This is a genomic window from Dolichospermum sp. UHCC 0315A (genome assembly GCF_008121535.1).
Classification (GTDB): domain Bacteria; phylum Cyanobacteriota; class Cyanobacteriia; order Cyanobacteriales; family Nostocaceae; genus Dolichospermum; species Dolichospermum lemmermannii.
The window spans coordinates 4851398-4868515 of record NZ_CP043056.1; the positions used below are offsets into that span (position 1 = coordinate 4851398).

The 17118-nt window shown below is 38.8% G+C and carries 15 protein-coding genes and 1 pseudogene; 5 read left to right on the plus strand and 11 right to left on the minus strand.

Annotation, left to right across the window (positions count from 1 at the left end):
- Positions 1–58 precede the first annotated feature (58 nt).
- On the minus strand, positions 59–1210 hold the full coding sequence (corA, locus tag BMF77_RS23075) for a magnesium/cobalt transporter CorA (RefSeq protein ID WP_148766134.1): 1152 nt from the start codon (positions 1208–1210) through the stop codon (positions 59–61).
- A gap of 90 nt (positions 1211–1300) precedes the next feature.
- On the opposite strand from corA, the gene BMF77_RS23080 reads away from it, so the two are divergent.
- From BMF77_RS23080 to BMF77_RS27475, 3 genes are read left to right on the plus strand one after another with little or no spacing between them, the layout of a single operon-like run.
- Positions 1301–1768, plus strand: a complete 468-nt coding sequence (locus tag BMF77_RS23080) for a hypothetical protein (protein ID WP_148766136.1) — start codon at positions 1301–1303, stop codon at positions 1766–1768.
- Positions 1769–1797: 29 nt separating this feature from the next.
- Positions 1798–2604, plus strand: a complete 807-nt coding sequence (locus BMF77_RS23085; RefSeq protein WP_148766138.1) for an SDR family oxidoreductase — start codon at positions 1798–1800, stop codon at positions 2602–2604.
- An 18-nt stretch (positions 2605–2622) separates the two neighbouring features.
- The gene (locus BMF77_RS27475; RefSeq protein WP_210422253.1) at positions 2623–2775 is read left to right on the plus strand and encodes a hypothetical protein; all 153 of its coding nucleotides are present in this window, start codon (positions 2623–2625) and stop codon (positions 2773–2775) included.
- On the opposite strand, the gene BMF77_RS23090 is transcribed toward BMF77_RS27475, so the two are convergent.
- Both BMF77_RS23090 and BMF77_RS23095 read right to left on the minus strand, forming a co-directional pair.
- Positions 2772–3227, minus strand: coding sequence for a cupin domain-containing protein (locus BMF77_RS23090; protein ID WP_148766140.1), 456 nt, complete (start codon positions 3225–3227; stop codon positions 2772–2774). The two genes, BMF77_RS27475 and BMF77_RS23090, sit on opposite strands and share 4 nt — an antisense overlap.
- Positions 3228–3279: 52 nt before the next feature.
- Positions 3280–4050, minus strand: a complete 771-nt coding sequence (locus tag BMF77_RS23095) for a cysteine hydrolase family protein (protein WP_148766142.1) — start codon at positions 4048–4050, stop codon at positions 3280–3282.
- An 82-nt stretch (positions 4051–4132) separates the two neighbouring features.
- Here BMF77_RS23095 and BMF77_RS23100 point away from each other — a divergent pair, with 82 nt between their 5' ends.
- Positions 4133–5533 carry an amidohydrolase gene (locus tag BMF77_RS23100; protein ID WP_148766144.1) on the plus strand — a complete coding sequence of 467 codons (1401 nt, stop codon included), beginning with the start codon at positions 4133–4135 and terminating at the stop codon, positions 5531–5533.
- A gap of 620 nt (positions 5534–6153) precedes the next feature.
- Here the strand turns inward: BMF77_RS23100 and BMF77_RS23105 are convergent.
- On the minus strand, positions 6154–6597 hold the full coding sequence (locus BMF77_RS23105; protein WP_148766145.1) for a BON domain-containing protein: 444 nt from the start codon (positions 6595–6597) through the stop codon (positions 6154–6156).
- 508 nt (positions 6598–7105) lie between these two features.
- Here BMF77_RS23105 and BMF77_RS23110 point away from each other — a divergent pair.
- On the plus strand, positions 7106–8548 hold the full coding sequence (locus tag BMF77_RS23110; RefSeq protein WP_148766147.1) for a sensor histidine kinase KdpD: 1443 nt from the start codon (positions 7106–7108) through the stop codon (positions 8546–8548).
- A gap of 439 nt (positions 8549–8987) precedes the next feature.
- On the opposite strand, the gene BMF77_RS23115 is transcribed toward BMF77_RS23110, so the two are convergent.
- The 7 genes and pseudogenes from BMF77_RS23115 to purL all read right to left on the minus strand — a co-directional run bounded on the left by BMF77_RS23115 (position 8988) and on the right by purL (position 16935).
- Entirely contained in the window at positions 8988–10478 is a 1491-nt protein-coding gene (locus BMF77_RS23115; protein WP_148766149.1) for a UDP-N-acetylmuramoyl-L-alanyl-D-glutamate--2,6-diaminopimelate ligase, read from the minus strand.
- 54 nt (positions 10479–10532) lie between these two features.
- Positions 10533–10796, minus strand: coding sequence for a glutaredoxin family protein (locus BMF77_RS23120; protein ID WP_148766151.1), 264 nt, complete (start codon positions 10794–10796; stop codon positions 10533–10535).
- 853 nt (positions 10797–11649) lie between these two features.
- A pseudogene (locus tag BMF77_RS23130) lies at positions 11650–11838 on the minus strand (IS1634 family transposase); the annotation flags it as partial.
- 370 nt (positions 11839–12208) lie between these two features.
- Complete coding sequence (locus BMF77_RS23135; RefSeq protein ID WP_148766153.1) at positions 12209–12436, minus strand: hypothetical protein; 228 nt, start codon at positions 12434–12436, stop codon at positions 12209–12211.
- Positions 12423–12689 carry a hypothetical protein gene (locus BMF77_RS23140; protein WP_148766155.1) on the minus strand — a complete coding sequence of 89 codons (267 nt, stop codon included), beginning with the start codon at positions 12687–12689 and terminating at the stop codon, positions 12423–12425. The genes BMF77_RS23135 and BMF77_RS23140 overlap by 14 nt, the downstream gene beginning before the upstream one ends.
- Positions 12690–12828: 139 nt before the next feature.
- The gene (gene purF, locus BMF77_RS23145) at positions 12829–14289 is read right to left on the minus strand and encodes an amidophosphoribosyltransferase (protein WP_148766157.1); all 1461 of its coding nucleotides are present in this window, start codon (positions 14287–14289) and stop codon (positions 12829–12831) included.
- A gap of 261 nt (positions 14290–14550) precedes the next feature.
- Entirely contained in the window at positions 14551–16935 is a 2385-nt protein-coding gene (gene purL / locus BMF77_RS23150; RefSeq protein WP_148766159.1) for a phosphoribosylformylglycinamidine synthase subunit PurL, read from the minus strand.
- Positions 16936–17118: the final 183 nt, after the last annotated feature.

A 17118-nucleotide genomic window follows, 5' to 3' on the forward strand; every position in this document is an offset into this window, starting at 1 on the left:
TATTTAATTGCATTCACCACTTAGAGATGTTTAATCAAGCGTCTCTATTTTATCGAATTTAGCGATGAATATCTTTTTGAAAATTAACAGAATTAGTCAACCAACCCCGTCGCCAAAAAAAGTATAGTAAACTGATTGCCACTAACGCCATTACTCCTAAACATAGCGGGTAGCCCCAATACCAATTTAATTCCGGCATATTGTGGGGTGATTTTTCGGTATTGAAATTCATCCCATATACCCCAGCAATAAAAGTCAAAGGAATAAAAATAGAAGAAACCACCGTCAGCAGTTTCATGATTTCATTCATTTTATTGCTAATTGCTGATAAATAAACATCCATTAAACCAGCTACTAATTCTCGATAAGTTTCCACTATATCCATGACTTGAACTGCGTGATCATAACAGTCTCGCAGATATATTCTCACATCATCACTAATTAGTTCACTCCCATCTCTAATTAAAGAATTAATTGCATCTCTTTGTGGCCAAATTGCGCGACGTAGTTGTAATAATTCCCGCCGAATTTGATATATTTTTTGCAATGTTTGTTGACTAGGATTAACGATTACTTCCTCCTCTAAATCATCAATTCTTTCCCCATACAGTTCTAAAACTGGGAAAAATCCATCAATAATTGCGTCTAATAAAGAATAAGCCAAGTAATCACTATTTTGTCTGCGGATAATACCTTTATTCTTATTAATTCTCATTCTCACCCCATCAAAACAATCATGTTCTGGTTCTTCTTGCACTGTCAAAACATAATATTTACCTAAAACTAAACTCACTTGTTCACTATAAAAACCGCCATTATTATGATTAGGTACAACCATGTGGGCAATAATCACTAATTGCTCTTCATAATCCTCGATTTTTGGTCGTTCTACCATGTTGACAATATCTTCTAAAATTAGAGTATGTAAATCAAAAGTTTGACCTAAACGATGCAAAATATCTGTACTACCTAAACCTTGAACATCTACCCAAGAAACGGATTCTGTATCCAAATAATTAAGACATTCTTCTGGATAACTTATTTGTTTCTGAATCAGTTGAGTTTGGTTATAGTCAATCAGAAAAATAATTGGTTGTTCAGCATTTTCATCAACAATGATTGTTCCTGGTGGAGTTCCTGCTTGGTGAAAAAATTCTTTATCGCGTGACTTGTGGATAACTTTGGAAACTCGGCGAATTTTCTTAACCATAAATTTTAAGTCTCTAGATATTACTGATTTAAATCTTAACGCATATCATATAATACTTCTAATTTATCCAGATATAAAAAGCAGAAAAATATGCTTATGCAACCAAATCAGCAAACATTTTGGTTAATTGAACCTGAAGCAAAACCATTGCAGCAGATTATAGGTGGTGGTTTTATTTTACCAGATGGACAAGTAGCGATGGCTAGAATTTTACCACATTCCAGTTATGCCACCTTTCCATCTCTACCATCTTTTCAACAACTGCAAAATCAAAGAGGGAGAAAATTAGTATTTGGAGAAAACTCACGAAATAACTATCATCTCCAAGGTTTTAAACTAGTAAGGGATCAAGATGTAACAGGTATCAGCGGCACTGGTATAGTTGCCATAGGATGTTATTTTCAACTTTTCCATCAAGATATTAGTCAACATTCTGCTAATATTGCAGTTATGCAATGGTTGAAAGCACCTAAATCCACAGCCTGGTATACTCAAGGATGGGAACAAATTGCCTTAATTCATGGACATAAAGGTAAAACCAAAATTATTGTAGATTAAATATACCCTATTCCAGAGATCTTCCATTTATGAATACTAGTGAAAATCTGATCTTAGTTGTTGGTTCTACCGGTGGAGTCGGACAACTTGTAGTTAGTAAACTATTAGAAAAAGGCTTACCAGTTCGCATTCTCACCAGGAATGCCGAAAAAGCCGCAAAAATGTTTAATAACAAAGTAGAAATTGCAATTGGTGATATCTGTAAACCCAGCACATTGACAGCAGCAATGGCAAATATTACCGCCATTATTTGTTGTACAGGAACTACCGCTTTTCCTTCTTCTAGATGGGAATTTAATCAAACCCCCAATATGATCGAATTGGTAATAACTGCATTTAATCCCCAATTTCTAGAAGACAAAGCGAAAAATACCCCGACTAAAGTTGATACTCAAGGTGTAATTAATCTGATCTCCGCAGCACCAAAAAACTTAAACCGCTTCGTGTTTGTTTCTTCCTGCGGAATTCTCCGTAAACATCAATTTCCTTTTAATATTTTGAATCTTTTTGGTGTACTTGATGCTAAAGAAAAAGGAGAACAAGCCATTATTAATTCGGGAATCACTTATACTATCATTCGTCCCGGACGTTTAACCGATGGACCTTATACATCCTATGATCTCAATACCCTACTCAAAGCCACAAGTGAAGGTAAATTAAACATCATTTTTGGAAAAGGAGATACAATTTCCGGTGATACTAGCCGAATTGATGTAGCTGCAACTTGTGTAGAAAGTTTATTTTATCAAGATTCTATTAACAAAGTTTTTGAAATAGTCAATCAAGGAGATAGACCGACTATAATTGATTGGCAAAATCTTTTTTCACAATTATAAAAAAGAGAGCAAAAAAACATGAATTATGAAACTCTTGTAGTGCGGGCATTTTGCCCGCTGGATATGTACCTCATAACACCGGAAAGTGCTGTATATCCCAATGCCAAAATTTCCCAAGAATTAAGTTCCCTTGCCATAACAACAATTTTTCCCGTCTACCTACTTACTTAAAAAAACTTCAAAGAATCTAATCTTCCCAGAATAGTCATATCTTCAGCATCTAATTCTACGGGAATACCACTGCGAATTAGTTCCGAAAAATCCTCATTGGGAACCATAATGGTTAAGGCATAAAGACGGTTTTCACCAGTATTTTTAATCAAATGTGTACCTGTTGGTGGTACTAATAAACTATCTCCAGCTTTGATATTTACCGTTTTCCCGTCACAAATTGCAATGCCTTCTCCTTTGAGAATAAAAAACATTTCTACAGCCCATTGATGCCGATTTGGTGGTGTTTGTCCACCGACATCAAAGATTTCTATACAACAAGTTAAAGAAGTATTTGCATTTGCAGAATCAAAGATAATTGCTAATCGGTTAGAGTCATGGGGACTAATCCGATATGCTTGATAATCTTTGGGAGATTTAATAATGGGAATTACACAACGAGTATCGTACATATTGGTAATGGGTAATTAGTAATTTGTAATTGGTGTTTTTACTCCAATTAAATTAATGATGAATTGCGGTTACAATTGCAGAAGAATCTGTTACAAAACCGAAACATTGTTGGACATTATATAAAGTTGCTAACCAACAATATTCCGGTGAAGTTGTCGCGGTACAATCTTTGACTAAAATACAGTCATATCCTAAAAAATTGGCATCACCCAAAGTTGATAAAACACATTGATCAGCATTTACACCAGCAAAGAATAGTGTAGTTAAACCTAAATTTCGTAAAATACTGTCTAACGGTGTATCCCAAAATCCACTCATGCGATACTTATCAACCTGGATGTCTTCTGGTAGCTGTTCTAGTTCTTCCACCACAGCAGCAGCCCAATTGCCCTGCATTAGTACCTGAGAACCGTTGCTGGGAAGGGGATCACCTAATCCGACTCCTGCCCCCGTGGGGTTGTATACGTGCAATAAACCGGCGCTGATATTTAGTAAATCTGGACGATTTCCCCAATTTAGCCAAATTATAGGTATATCAGCAGCCCGCAGTTGTGGTAACAATTGTTGCAGGGGGGCAATCGGTTGACGGGCAGGGTTAACATCTACACCAATGTGTGCTAACCAACCATCAGGATGACAAAAATCGTTTTGCATATCAATGACAATGATAGCAGCTTTGGATAAGTCGCAACGCAGAGTTTTAGTTTCTGTGGCTAAAATGGCTGGTCGTGGAGTCTTTTGAGGACGAGTAATATCTGCAAATGTCTGATTTACTTGCCAGTTATTGGGTGCAAATCCTAATTTCTGAGTGGGTAGATTCATAAATGCCAATTCTCGATATCGTTTTTTACGTTGTAGCTTAAACTTAGGTTAATGGATCAATTACTTAATTAAGGTTAAAATCATGAACTTTACAATTAAGAATACTTTAATTAGCGTTGCCGATAGTTACGTAACTACAGACGTACAGGTTATAAATGGTAAAATCACCGCTATTACTCCTAATTTAGAAATAATTGGTACAGAAATTAATGGAGAGAACAAACTGCTGCTTCCTGGTTTTTTTAATGCCCATACCCATTCTTCGGAAATGTGGCAACGAGGAGTAATTCCCCCCTTACCTCTTGAATTATGGTTAGCACATTTATATGATTTTACTCCTTTAAATACAGAACAAGTTTATCTTAGTGCTTTGGGAACGGCAGTAGAAACTTTACTTTCTGGAGGAACAAGTGTAGTAGATCATTTAGTATTAATTCCTGGAGAAGAATTAGAAACTATTGCTACAGCAGTTCGCGCTTATCAAGAGGTAGGTATCCGGGCTTTTATTGCCCCTCTAATTCAAGATGAATCTTTGAGTATGGGCATACCCAATGGAGAATCACAAGCAAATCATGAACCTTATTTTCGTTCTTCTGGGGAAACTTTAGCAATTATGGAAACAGCGGTAAAACAATTTCATCAACCAGAGGTAGGAATTAATATTTTAGTTGCCCCGACGGGGATTCAATTATGCAGCGATGATTTATTTACAGGATGTATTTCATTAAGTAATAAGTATGATCTTTGCCGTCATACCCATTTATTAGAAACCAAAGCCCAGGAAACCCTGGCTAAAGAAAAGTATGGTTGTACTGCGGTTGCCCATTTACAACGACTTGGTTTTTTGAACAGTTGCACAACTTTAGCACATTGTGTATGGTTGAAGGAATCTGATATTAATATTCTTGCCCAAACACAATCTACAGTCGTCCATAATCCTTTAAGTAACCTCCGTTTAGGCAGTGGTATTGCCCCAATTATCAAATATATTCAAGCGGGGGTTAATGTGACCTTTGGCTGTGATGGTGCTTCTAGTAATGACTCCCAAGACTTGTTAGAAGCTATTAAAATTGGTTCGATTCTACATAATCTTACAGAACCAGATTATCAATACTGGATTACACCCAGGCAAGCTGTAAAAATGGCATCTTTAGGGGGTGCAAAAGGTTTAAATGTAGAAGAGGAACTTGGTTCTCTTACTGTTGGTAAAAAAGCTGATTTAGTTTTATATGATCTCAATAATTTATCATTACTTCCCCGCACAGATCCTATTGGTTTATTAGTTTTAGGTCGTCCTGTCAATGTTGTTAATAGTGCTTGGGTAAATGGTAAGCAAATTATTAGTAATGGGAAAATTACTACAATTAATATTGATGAACTGCGACAAGAATTATTTAACCGAAGCCACTGGGGAACACAGCCTAAATCAGCTAATGTAGATAAATTAACACCTCGTTATCGGCAAGTTATGGGATTAGATTAATGTTAAGCAATATACGGCACTTCCTTAGAGGATGTTTTAAAAGTGGTATCCCGTAATTTTCATCATATTGTTACCCCCCTTTCCCCTTGTAAAGGGGAGAAACAATAAAAATCCAGTTCCCTCCCCTTTATAAGGGGAGGGTTAGGGAGGGGTAAAATATTTAATACAGCAATCATGACTTTTAAAACACCCTCTTGTGTTATGAGGTACACATAGCTACCAAGACTTGTACTGAGCTTGTCGATAGCGCAGCGTGGCGTTAGCCATAGTATGCCCGCACCACAAGAGTCATTAAGGGCGAGGAAACCCCGCCCCTACAGATTTTACGATTTGCTGAATGTATCTCATTCAAGTGCATACCGCTATAGCAATCTCATAGCCTAACTTGCGGGTAAGTGAGAGTGGTATAAAATAAAGCAGCCAGTACATCATGGCGTAAATAAAGCAACCATTTTTAAGCCTTGTAATCAATAGACATCTCCAGAAATTAAAGATACGTGACCTGAAACCCTTGTAGAGACGTTACATGGGTAGGGATTCTCGGCTCTACAATCTTTTTTGGAGATGTCTAATCAAATTTTCAGAGCTTTTAATAGTCGTGTTATTTACGCCAAGCTGTACTAGGGTTTTTTCTCGGTCTTTACACTAGCTTCTAACTTAACACTTTTCACGCCAGGTATTGCTTTAATGAAAGTTTCAGCCTGTGTGATTTCTTTTTGAGAAGTTGCTGTTCCTTTGAGGATAATTTCACCGTCTTTGTTAGTTATTTCTAACTTGTTTCCGGGTAGAATTATTTTCAGTTTTTTGCTAATTTCAGTTTTTAAGTCGGTTGTGGATTTAGAAGTTGTAGTGGGAGTTGTAGTGGGAGTTGTAGTGGGAGTTGTAGTGGGAGTTGCGGTCGAATTATCTATAATTCTTGTGGTATCAGAAGCAGGTTTGGCTGGTACAGTGGGAGTTTCATTGGTAGTACCAGTAGTTTCTGAACCTGTTTTTGGTGCTTCTTGACAACCAACCATACCAGCTAATAAAACGCTACTAACGAGAAAAGGAATGAGCTTTTTCATGTTGATTTCCAAAATTGAATACTTGAAGTGATGGATTTTACTGTGAGTGATGCCCAGGAGCAAATCTTAAAAAAGAATTAAATTGCTACACCCAAAAGTCATAAACCAAATACCTGAATAACTGACAATATGACAACTTTCCAATAACTAAATTAAAACGCTTTTATTGAAAAGAGCCAATTTAATTGTACTCATGGCTATAGAATATTGACGGTTTGATGCTCACCGATAGCCACTATCTCTATATTCTCTATCATAGAGACTCAGCCGCATCTTTTTTGGGATTGATAATTGGGGATTGATAATTGGGGACTGGGGACTAGGTAATTTTCTACTGACAACCGACAACCGACAACTGACAACCGACAAAGAGAGGATATTGCACCTGAATTGTTCGGTTATACCACTTTCTATCTTCACACTAATGACGATAATCTCGTAGATATAGTTTGCAAATGTCTAAATATAACCACCATTAGCTGCTGAAGCAATCAAGAGGTGAAAACCTGTGTACGAATGGATTTTGCCAAGTCTCAAGGAAGTTTTATCTGAAAATCAATCTCATCTTGCTGAGTGTTCCTCGGCTAAAGCAGAACAGCAATGGCGTGTCAGTCTCGCAGCCACGGAAAACTTGCTGTTGAAAACTTTAGCTGCAACTTCACCTGATACTACTCCAGGTTTGGTATTAGCCGCACCTGCACCTTTATTTAGTCACCCCCAACTAACACAACGGTTACAAACGGTAACTTTTACAGCCAGACCTTTTAACCCTTTGGCGTTGATGCCATTCATTATGCCATCAGAAATGGCGCGGAATATAAATAATATAGAAACAAATACTTCCGATAATACTACTTTTCAAGAATCTATCTTACCTTTATTACCGGCTGATCCTTTGGGTGCGGAACAGTTTTGTTTGGTGTTTACAGATAAATTTAGATTAGTTTTGGTTTTGGGGGAACATCAAAATGGTAAAAAAGAGTTTTTGTTTTCCTTTGAACCGGAAATAGTCAAAAAAGCTTGGCAATCTTTAGGTGCTAGGGTAGTTTTAACTAATCCAGAATTGTTTGCTGATTTAGATATTCAGGTGCAAAACTATCCTTTGGTTGCACCAGATTATCACACTATAATTCAATTTAGTCAGTTATTACTTCAAGAATTAACAATTACAGGAAATAATCCAGTTACACATACTTCATCACATTTTCATTCACCAACTCCACCGCCAAAATCTCCATCTCGTTCTGACATAGAATTACTCCAAGCCTTTGCCCATGAAGTTCGTACTCCATTGACAACTATTCGGATGATGACACGGTTACTATTAAAACGGCAGGATTTGCCGGGGAATGTGATCAGTCGTTTAGAAGTTATTGATCATGAATGTACTGAGCAAATTGACCGGATGGAGTTATTATTTAAAGCAGCAGAATTAGAGAATTTATCACAACCTTTAAAATTGGCTAATTCACACTTGACCCCAATGTGTTTAGAGGATATTTTACTGCAAAGTATTCCCCGTTGGCAACAAGCAGCAAATCGGCGTAATTTAACTTTAAATGTGGTTTTACCGAAGCAATTCCCCACGGTGGTTAGTAATCCGGCGATGTTAGACCGGGTACTTACTGGTTTAATAGAGAATTTTACTCGCAGTTTACCTGCTGGTAGTTGTATTCAGGTGCAAGTAATGACTGCTGGTGATCAGCTAAAATTGCAATTATCTCCTCAGTTTGATTGTCAAGATAAAGGCTATACAACAACACCACCAATTCGTAGATCTTTAGGTCAATTATTAATGTTTCAGCCGGAAACAGGGGCAATTAGTTTAAATATGGCAGCAACTAAGCATTTATTTCAAGCAATTGGTGGAAAGTTGATTGTGCGTCAACGTCCTCAAAATGGGGAAGTATTAACAATTTTCTTACCTTTGGAAGTCGGTCATCAAGTTTGACACTCTCAGGTCTAAAGACACTGAGATTCTTTAATCAATGAGCCAACTTACAATTGCTGGATTACTCCAACAAAAACAGAGGTCGATTCTCCTAAAGCGTTAATGACCGTATCCCTACCGTACTCGATTTTTGTATTTCATTTTTCACCAAATTTAGCTTTCCTAAACTGCAATACTGTTAGGTATGACTACGCACTCAACCAAATTAGTTAAGTTTTTACGTTGTTTAGTTATACTTAAATTATGGAACTTTTGAAAGTATATCACACCTACTGTTACTAGTCAACGAGTTAGGCTAAATATTTTCGCCCGTGTCGCTTATATCTCAGCACGCTTTGTGACTGAGCTTTACGCTTACCGAGTAATCTTGTAAAATAGATTTTTTGCAACTTGGTGCGAAACAAGGGCGGGGAAACCCCACCCCTTGAAGATGGGTTAATTAATTTTGGCTATTTATTCTTTGCTGTAAAGCTTCCCGTGCTTGTTCTCTGTCGTCAAAATGAATTTTTTCAGTACCCAGAATTTGATAGTCTTCGTGACCCTTACCGGCTAATAATACACCGTCTCCAGGTTGAGCTTGCAAAATAGCCGTCCGAATTGCGGTAGCGCGATCGCTCACAACCATTGGTTGTACTATATCAGGAATACCTGCTAATACGTCCTGTAATATCTTTTCTGGGTTTTCCGTGCGGGGGTTGTCTGATGTCACTACTGCTAAATCTGCGAGTTCAGCCGCTATTTTACCCATTTTTGGACGTTTAGTGCGATCGCGGTCTCCTCCACAACCAAACACACAAATCATTTTACCAGGAATAAACGGCCGGGCAGCTTTCAGTAAATTCTCCAAACTGTCGGGAGTATGGGCATAATCTACAATCACGCTAATATCTTGCTGTGGATGAATTTGCACCCGTTCCATGCGGCCAGGAACGCCGGGAAACCCAGGAATGGCATTTGCTACCAATTGCAAATCTAAACCCACATGGACAACCGCACCCACAGCAGCTAAAAGATTTTCTAAGTTATATTGACCAACTAAAGGACAACTAAAATCTACATTTCCTTGGGGAGTATGTAAAATTCCGCTCACACCATTTGGTTGATAATTTAAATCACTCATCCAAAAATCAGCGGTACTATCATTAACGCTATAACTCCAAACCTGTTCTGGACTCAAGGACGCAATTATCCGTTTACCATAAGCATCATCAGCGTTGATAATTGCCCGTCCCTGGAGATAATTGGGACTAAATAACAACGCTTTCGCGGCAAAATAGTCCTCCATATCCTTGTGATAGTCCAAATGGTCTTGGGTAAGGTTGGTAAATACCCCCACTTCAAAAGCACAATTCAAAACCCTACCCTGGTGCAAAGCATGAGAACTAACTTCCATTACCCCAGTTTCACAACCAGCATTCATGGACTTTGCTAATTGTTGCTGCAAATCTACTGCAAAAGGAGTAGTATTCACAGCGGTTTCCTCAAAACCAGGCCAGCGGGTGTAAAGTGTGCCTATTAACGCCGTCGGTAAATTAGCGTCAGTTAGGAAATATTCAATCAGGTGAGTGGTGGTAGTTTTACCATTTGTCCCCGTCACACCCACCATTTTCAGTTTTTGTCCAGGATAACCATAAAAAGCTGCGGCTATTTGAGCGCAAGCTTTAGTCATATTATCGGCACTAATGACTACAGAGTTAGCTGTGGGGGGATTTTTCTGCATTGCTTCTGAAGAAATAATCGCCGCTACAGCACCAGCAGCTAAAGCACCTGGCCAAAACTCTCCACCGTCTACTCTAGTTCCTGGCATTCCGATAAACAAATCTCCCACCGTGCAAGCATGGGAATTAGTTTTAAGTCCCTGAATATCAATATCTGGTATATTTACAGAATTAATCCCATCTACAGTCGCTAATAATTCCCGTAATTTCATCTGGTGAACCTCGCCACAAGCTTGTCTTGCGCTTATTCTGCATCATTTTGTCATCTATTGGGAGACATATTGACCTAACATTTTTTCTAAACGTTCGACACTGAGACGAGGAGAAGGACGAGGTATCAGTTTTTCTGTGCCGTCCCTGGTGACTAAATGCAGTACCGGGATTTCGTATTGATATGCTGCAAACCAATCTTCACGGGTGGTAATATCTCGAATTTCTAGCTGGAAACTGAGATTTTTGATTTGTGCTAGTTTTTCCTGTAAGCCTTCACAAAGATGACAACCGGGTTTGCTGTAGAGAATTAATTGCATGGGTGGAGATTTAAACGATGAAAATGTATTTTATGATTATTTTAACTGAATATATAAAAAATGTCAGAATTAGGATACTCACCGATTAAAGGATTAACAGGATAAGAAAGTAGATAATAGTTAATAAAATTTTGTAGATATTAAAATTATATAGATGATAATTTTAACTATTTTTAAGTGTTATTTCTCAAAAATCCATGGCCAAGTAGATTTATTCTGTCTGATTAATGTTTGCTAACTTTCACAGAAAATCTACAAACTGCAATCCTGTACATCCTTAAATCCTGGATATCCTGATTCTGACAAGGAAGCCAGGGAATTAATTCCCTGTCTAAAAGCTAAAGTCGGTTTAAACCGACTATTGGGAATAATTGAATCTTACATTTATTTTCATCAGGTAAAAAGTCAATCAAATCCTGTAAATCCTAAAATCCTGGATATGCTGATTCTGACAATTAAATATTGAGGCGCGGGCAAGATGCCCACCCCACAAGATGATAGAATTATCTAAACTACAACCCACATTCCGCACCCCAAAATGTTACTTTTTGGAAATTACGGAGATGAAAATCAAAGGGAGCATCAAAACAAACAGATAAAGTGAAAAAAGGCATTTGAGAAACAGTAAATCACCAAAAATGTCATCAAAATCTATTCTCAATAAGAAGCAATAAGAATGCACACCACCTGGAGAGGTCAATGAATAAGTGAAAGGAGATATTCAAGAAATAATTATAAGTTAGACTAATCAATTAAAGTAAAAAACGAAATTATAGACATAGTAAAATGGAGCTATAAATCAAAGAGATTAGCTCATCTTTACTCATAGAAATTAAATTGATAGAGATGATAATTAGCTGACTAATTGATAGTAACGTAAACAATCATCTGGTAAAAGACTCAAGATAAAATCTCTGTCCTTATTCCAATTAGAAATATGTTTCTCCTGATTGAGTGTAACCAAATGAATACACTGAAAGCATTGAAAAATCCAGCGTAAAGTAGGACGATTAGTTGCTTTGCCTAATTGATTTTTAATCCCACATTCCGCACCCCCCGGTGTCACAATCGGTAATTTCGGACTTTTTAATATATTAAAGGATGATTTTTATACAAAAAGGTCGAAATTTTATGTGGCTATCGCTAATCCCAAATCCCCCAACGACCATTTTTCGTTGTGTGACAGTTTAGGGTGCGGAAGATGGGTTAAAAGAAGATAATATTCCTATTCCAGAGTCTTCACCTACAAGTAATCTCATCAATGAACTTCGTAAAACTCCATCATCTGACCTTTTAGAAAGCTGTATATTTTGTCGTCCTGAAAAACATCAATGATTTATTTAAATCTACTCACCTGGCTTTAATTGCTTCTAAAGCATACCTTTAGTTTTTGAGTAGCCGCAGTATTTTAATTATACATGATAAGCAGTGATTACCTTTTTCTGATCAGGAGTATAAATAGATTCTACTCTTGGGTATTGTTCATGAACCCACCAAACTTTAATTCTGTTACCTTGCGCTGGAGCAGTTCCTGATATAGAATAACCAGCATCAATCATTAATTTTTCAAATTGATTTGCATCTAAAATTGTACATTTAAACTTTGGTAGTCCCTGTATTTGATGCTTATTGAGGGTCATAACTACCCTGATAAGTTGTGAATATCTTATAACCTGGTAATACTAAAGCCATACCCACATTACTATGTATCGTACCTGGATATCTGTAAGGTTGATCATCAGGAATAGCACCACCAAACCGAATATGTATTCCTGGTAGCCATAAGTAAAATCCAGGAATTAATAAATCCATACTGTAAGCTATTTCTCTCATTGCTTCATGAGTGAAGTTATTGCTTGTCAGTGTAAAATTGGTGTTTGTAATGTTCAACATAAGTTTTCAATCTCCAATTAGGAATTGTGACAAGAGGAATTAGTTTCAATTAATGTTCTATTTTATCCCCAAAATTGACAATTGACAATTATAAATTATCAATTATCAATTTAATTACTTCTTGGATATTCCCGATTTCCTAAACTACAACCTTTTCCAAAATCAACTTAGAACGCTTCATTTTTTCAGGAATAGCAACAGGATAATCACCAGTAAAACAAGCCGAACAAAAACTATTAGTATCTTCTCTGGTGGTTTCTAACATTCCTTCCCAACTCAAATAAGCTAAACTATCAACTTGTAATTGCTTGGCTATTTCCTCCACTGATTTTGTCGCCGCAATTAATTGATCTTGGGTATCAGTATCAATACCATAGAAACAAGGATGAGTTACAGGAGGAGAAGAAATTCTCATGTGGACTTCTGCTACACCAGCATCACGCAAGGCTTGCACAAGTTTGCGGCTAGTAGTTCCCCGGACAATGGAATCATCAATAATTACAACTCGCTTACCGAATAAGACATCTTTAAGGGGATTAAGTTTCATTTTAATCCCTGATTCCCGCATGGCTTGGGTAGGTTGAATAAAGGTGCGACCGACGTAGCGATTTTTAATCAGTCCTTCACCATAAGCTATACCAGAAGCTTGAGAAAAACCAATGGCCGCAGGAATACCAGAATCAGGAACACCAAACACTAAATCAGCTTCTACAGGGGCTTCAGCCGCCATTTTCCGTCCTAACCGCATTCGATAACTATATAAAGTTTCGTTGTGCATGAGGCTATCAGGACGGGCAAAATAGATCATTTCAAAGATGCAAAGTTTGCGTTCTGATTGTTGATGCCATTGAAATGATTCTAAACCAGTTTCAGTGATCCAAACCAATTCTCCAGGGGCAACATCACGCAGATATTCCGCACCGATAATATCTAAACCGCAGGTTTCGGAAGCGAGAACATAACGGACTGGGTTACTATCTAAAGTACCAATGACTAAGGGACGAATGCCGTTGGGGTCACGGACTCCCATTATACCATCAGGTGTGGCAATAGTCAGACTAAATGCACCCTCGCAACGATGAAAGGCACTCATAGCCCCTGTTACCCAATCTGCACCAGCGTTGACTTCTTGAGCGATCGCATAAGCAATCATTTCCGAGTCCGTGGTCGTGATTAAGTTAAACTTATCTTTGAGTAACTCTTCTCGCAATTTTACGGTATTGACTAAATTACCATTATGTGCTAGAGCTAATAAACCCAACCGAGTTTCGACTACAGCGGGTTGGGCGTTAACTTTGCGACTAGAACCGGTAGTGGAATAGCGATTATGACCAACTGCCAAATTTCCGGGTAATTGATCTAAAATGATTTCATTAAAGACTTGAGACACCAAACCCATATCTTTGTGCTGGTGGACACGCGTACCCTCAAAGGTAGCAATTCCAGCAGATTCTTGACCCCGATGCTGAAGAGCATACAATCCAAAGTAGGTCAATTTAGCAACGTCTTGTTCTGGGGCATAAATGCCAAACACACCACAAGCTTCTTCTGGCTTGTCACAGGCGTTTTCATCCGAGGTAACGGAATTAAGGGGAATCATGCTGGTATTGCTCCTGGTGGGGTGTCGATTCAGTGGGAACTAGGAATTGGTGATTGGTGATTGGTGATTGGGAATTGGGAATTGGGAATTGGGAATTGGGAATAATTAATTTTTATCCTGACTCCTGACTCCTGACTCCTGACTCCTGACTCCTTCTTCTTAACAAATCTTTAACCATCCATTAAAACAGTACCGTAAATTGGTTAAGAATCAAGTGCGAATTGTGAATTTTCGTATTCAAACCTTGATTTTTGCTGTTGATTAGGTATTGGTGTAGATAGCGAGACGTTTAGAGATTGCCTGAGAATAGCGATCGCTCATATCTTCGAGACTAACCTGGAGTAACTTATGGTTATCTGCGGTTAAAATCTCTAAATTACCGGAATTAGTTACTGTTCCCAGTTTTTGCCAATTCTCTGGAAGAGTTCGGTGTAAATAGGATTCCCATTTTTCTTGGTTTTCTCCACTCACAGAAACTAAAATTCTCGCCCCACCTTCACCAAAAAGAACTTCATCAAAACGGGAATCGTGATTTGCACTAATTGGGAAATTAATTTCCGCCCCCAAATTCCCAGAAAGACAAGATTCCGCTATAGCAACAGCCACACCACCCTCAGCCGAATCATGGGCAGAATTTACCCAACCAGCGCGAATACCCTCACGACAAGCTTTTTGTACCAGTCGTTCTAAATCAAAATCAATTCTAGGGGGCTTACCAGCGATCGTATTATGAATAGTTGCCAAATATTCAGAAGCACCCAATTCTATTTTATATTTTGGATTTTCGATTTTGGATTGAATTGATAAACCTAGAAGATAAATTATATCATCTGCATTTTGCCAACCTTGTCCGCAAATTTTGGTTAAATCAGGAATCAATCCCACCATACCCACAACCGGAGTCGGATAAATTGGTTGGGGATTACCTTCCGCGTCAAAAGTTTCATTGTAGAGAGAGACATTCCCCCCAGTTACCGGCGTTCCCAACTCCCGACAACCCTCACTCAAACCCCGACAAGCGGACGCTAATTGCCAATAACCAATGGGTTTTTCTGGACTACCAAAATTGAGGTTATCCGTCACAGCGATGGGTTCAGCACCCACACAGCTAAGATTGCGGGCAGCTTCCGCGACTACTGCCTTTGCCCCCTCATAAGGATCAAGATAAACATAACGAGAATTACAATCTACCGTAGCTGCAACGCCGGATTTGAGATTTTGGATTTTGGATTTTGGATTTTGGGGTGCTTCTAAGGGACGGATACGAATCACAGCCGCATCAGCACCACCGGGTAACAATACGGTGTTATTCTGAACTTGATGATCATATTGACGATAAACCCAGCTTTTAGAAGCAATGCTAGGAGTATCTAGCAAAGTCAATAGAATCTGATTCCAACTTTGCAGACTTCCTGCAATTTCAATACCCGCAGCATTGCAAACAGGTAAACTATCACTTGTCCATTGCCATGCTTTTTGGGCATATTCCGGGGCTTCTGTTAATAATTCTCTTTCATACAAAGGCGTATTTTCCGCCAAAGCATCAGCCGGGATTTCGGCAGCTATTTTCCCCTCAAACCAAATTCTGACAATGGGTTCTGCAATTACAGTCCCCGCAACCACCGCTTGCAGTCCCCAACGGTGGAAAATATCAATTAATTCCTGTTCTCGTCCTTTTTCGGCCACAAACAACATTCGTTCTTGAGATTCCGAAAGCAGGTATTCATAAGGAATCATTCCCGATTCCCGCACCGGAATTTTATCTAAATCGAAGTCAATCCCCACACCACCTTTTGCAGCCATTTCCGAAGTGGAACAGGTGATACCCGCAGCCCCCATATCCTGTGCCGCAACTACAGCCCCGGTTTTAAATGCCTCTAAACAAGCTTCAATCAAAGACTTTTCGACAAATGGATCTCCTACTTGCACAGCGGGACGGTTATCCATTGATTCCTCAGTCAATTCCGCACTGGCAAAACTTGCGCCGCCCATGCCATCCCGTCCGGTGGTTGAACCCACATACAGCACGGGATTTCCTAAGCCTGAAGCCCCTGATTTAACAATTTCCGCCGTTTCCATCAAACCCAGTGCCATGACGTTGACCAGGGGATTGACCGAGTAAGCGGGGTCAAAATAGACTTCACCACCTACAGTCGGCACTCCAACGCAGTTACCATAATGGCTTATGCCCGCCACTACGCCTGCAAACAATCTTTGGGTTTTGGGATCATTCAAATCTCCAAAGCGCAAAGAATTTAATAAGGCTATGGGACGCGCCCCCATGGTAAAGATATCTCTTAATATCCCCCCTACTCCGGTAGCTGCACCTTGAAATGGTTCAACGGCGGAAGGGTGGTTATGGGATTCTATTTTAAACGCTAATTGTAGTCCGTCGCCGATATCCACAACTCCGGCATTTTCACCGGGTCCGACAAGAATGCGGGGTCCGGTGGTGGGAAACTGTTTGAGTAATGGACGGGAATTTTTATAACAGCAATGTTCTGACCACATCACCCCAAACATTCCTAGTTCGGCTTTGTTGGGGTGACGGCCTAAGCGGCGGACGATTTCGGTATATTCTTCTGGTTTTATGCCTTCTGAGGCTATTTCTTGGGGGGAAAAGGGATTTTCACCAAATGTGGTCATGGAAGTTATGCACCAAGAGGACAGAGAAATATTCTATCTGAGATTCCCAACTTCTTTTTTTTTAATCTTGTCATTGACAAAAATTTCTGGTAAATGGGCTGGAATCGTATCAAGTTTGTGTTTGACACTCCCCGGTCTAAAGACGCGGGGATTCTTAAGATTTTACAATCCTAATATCCTGTT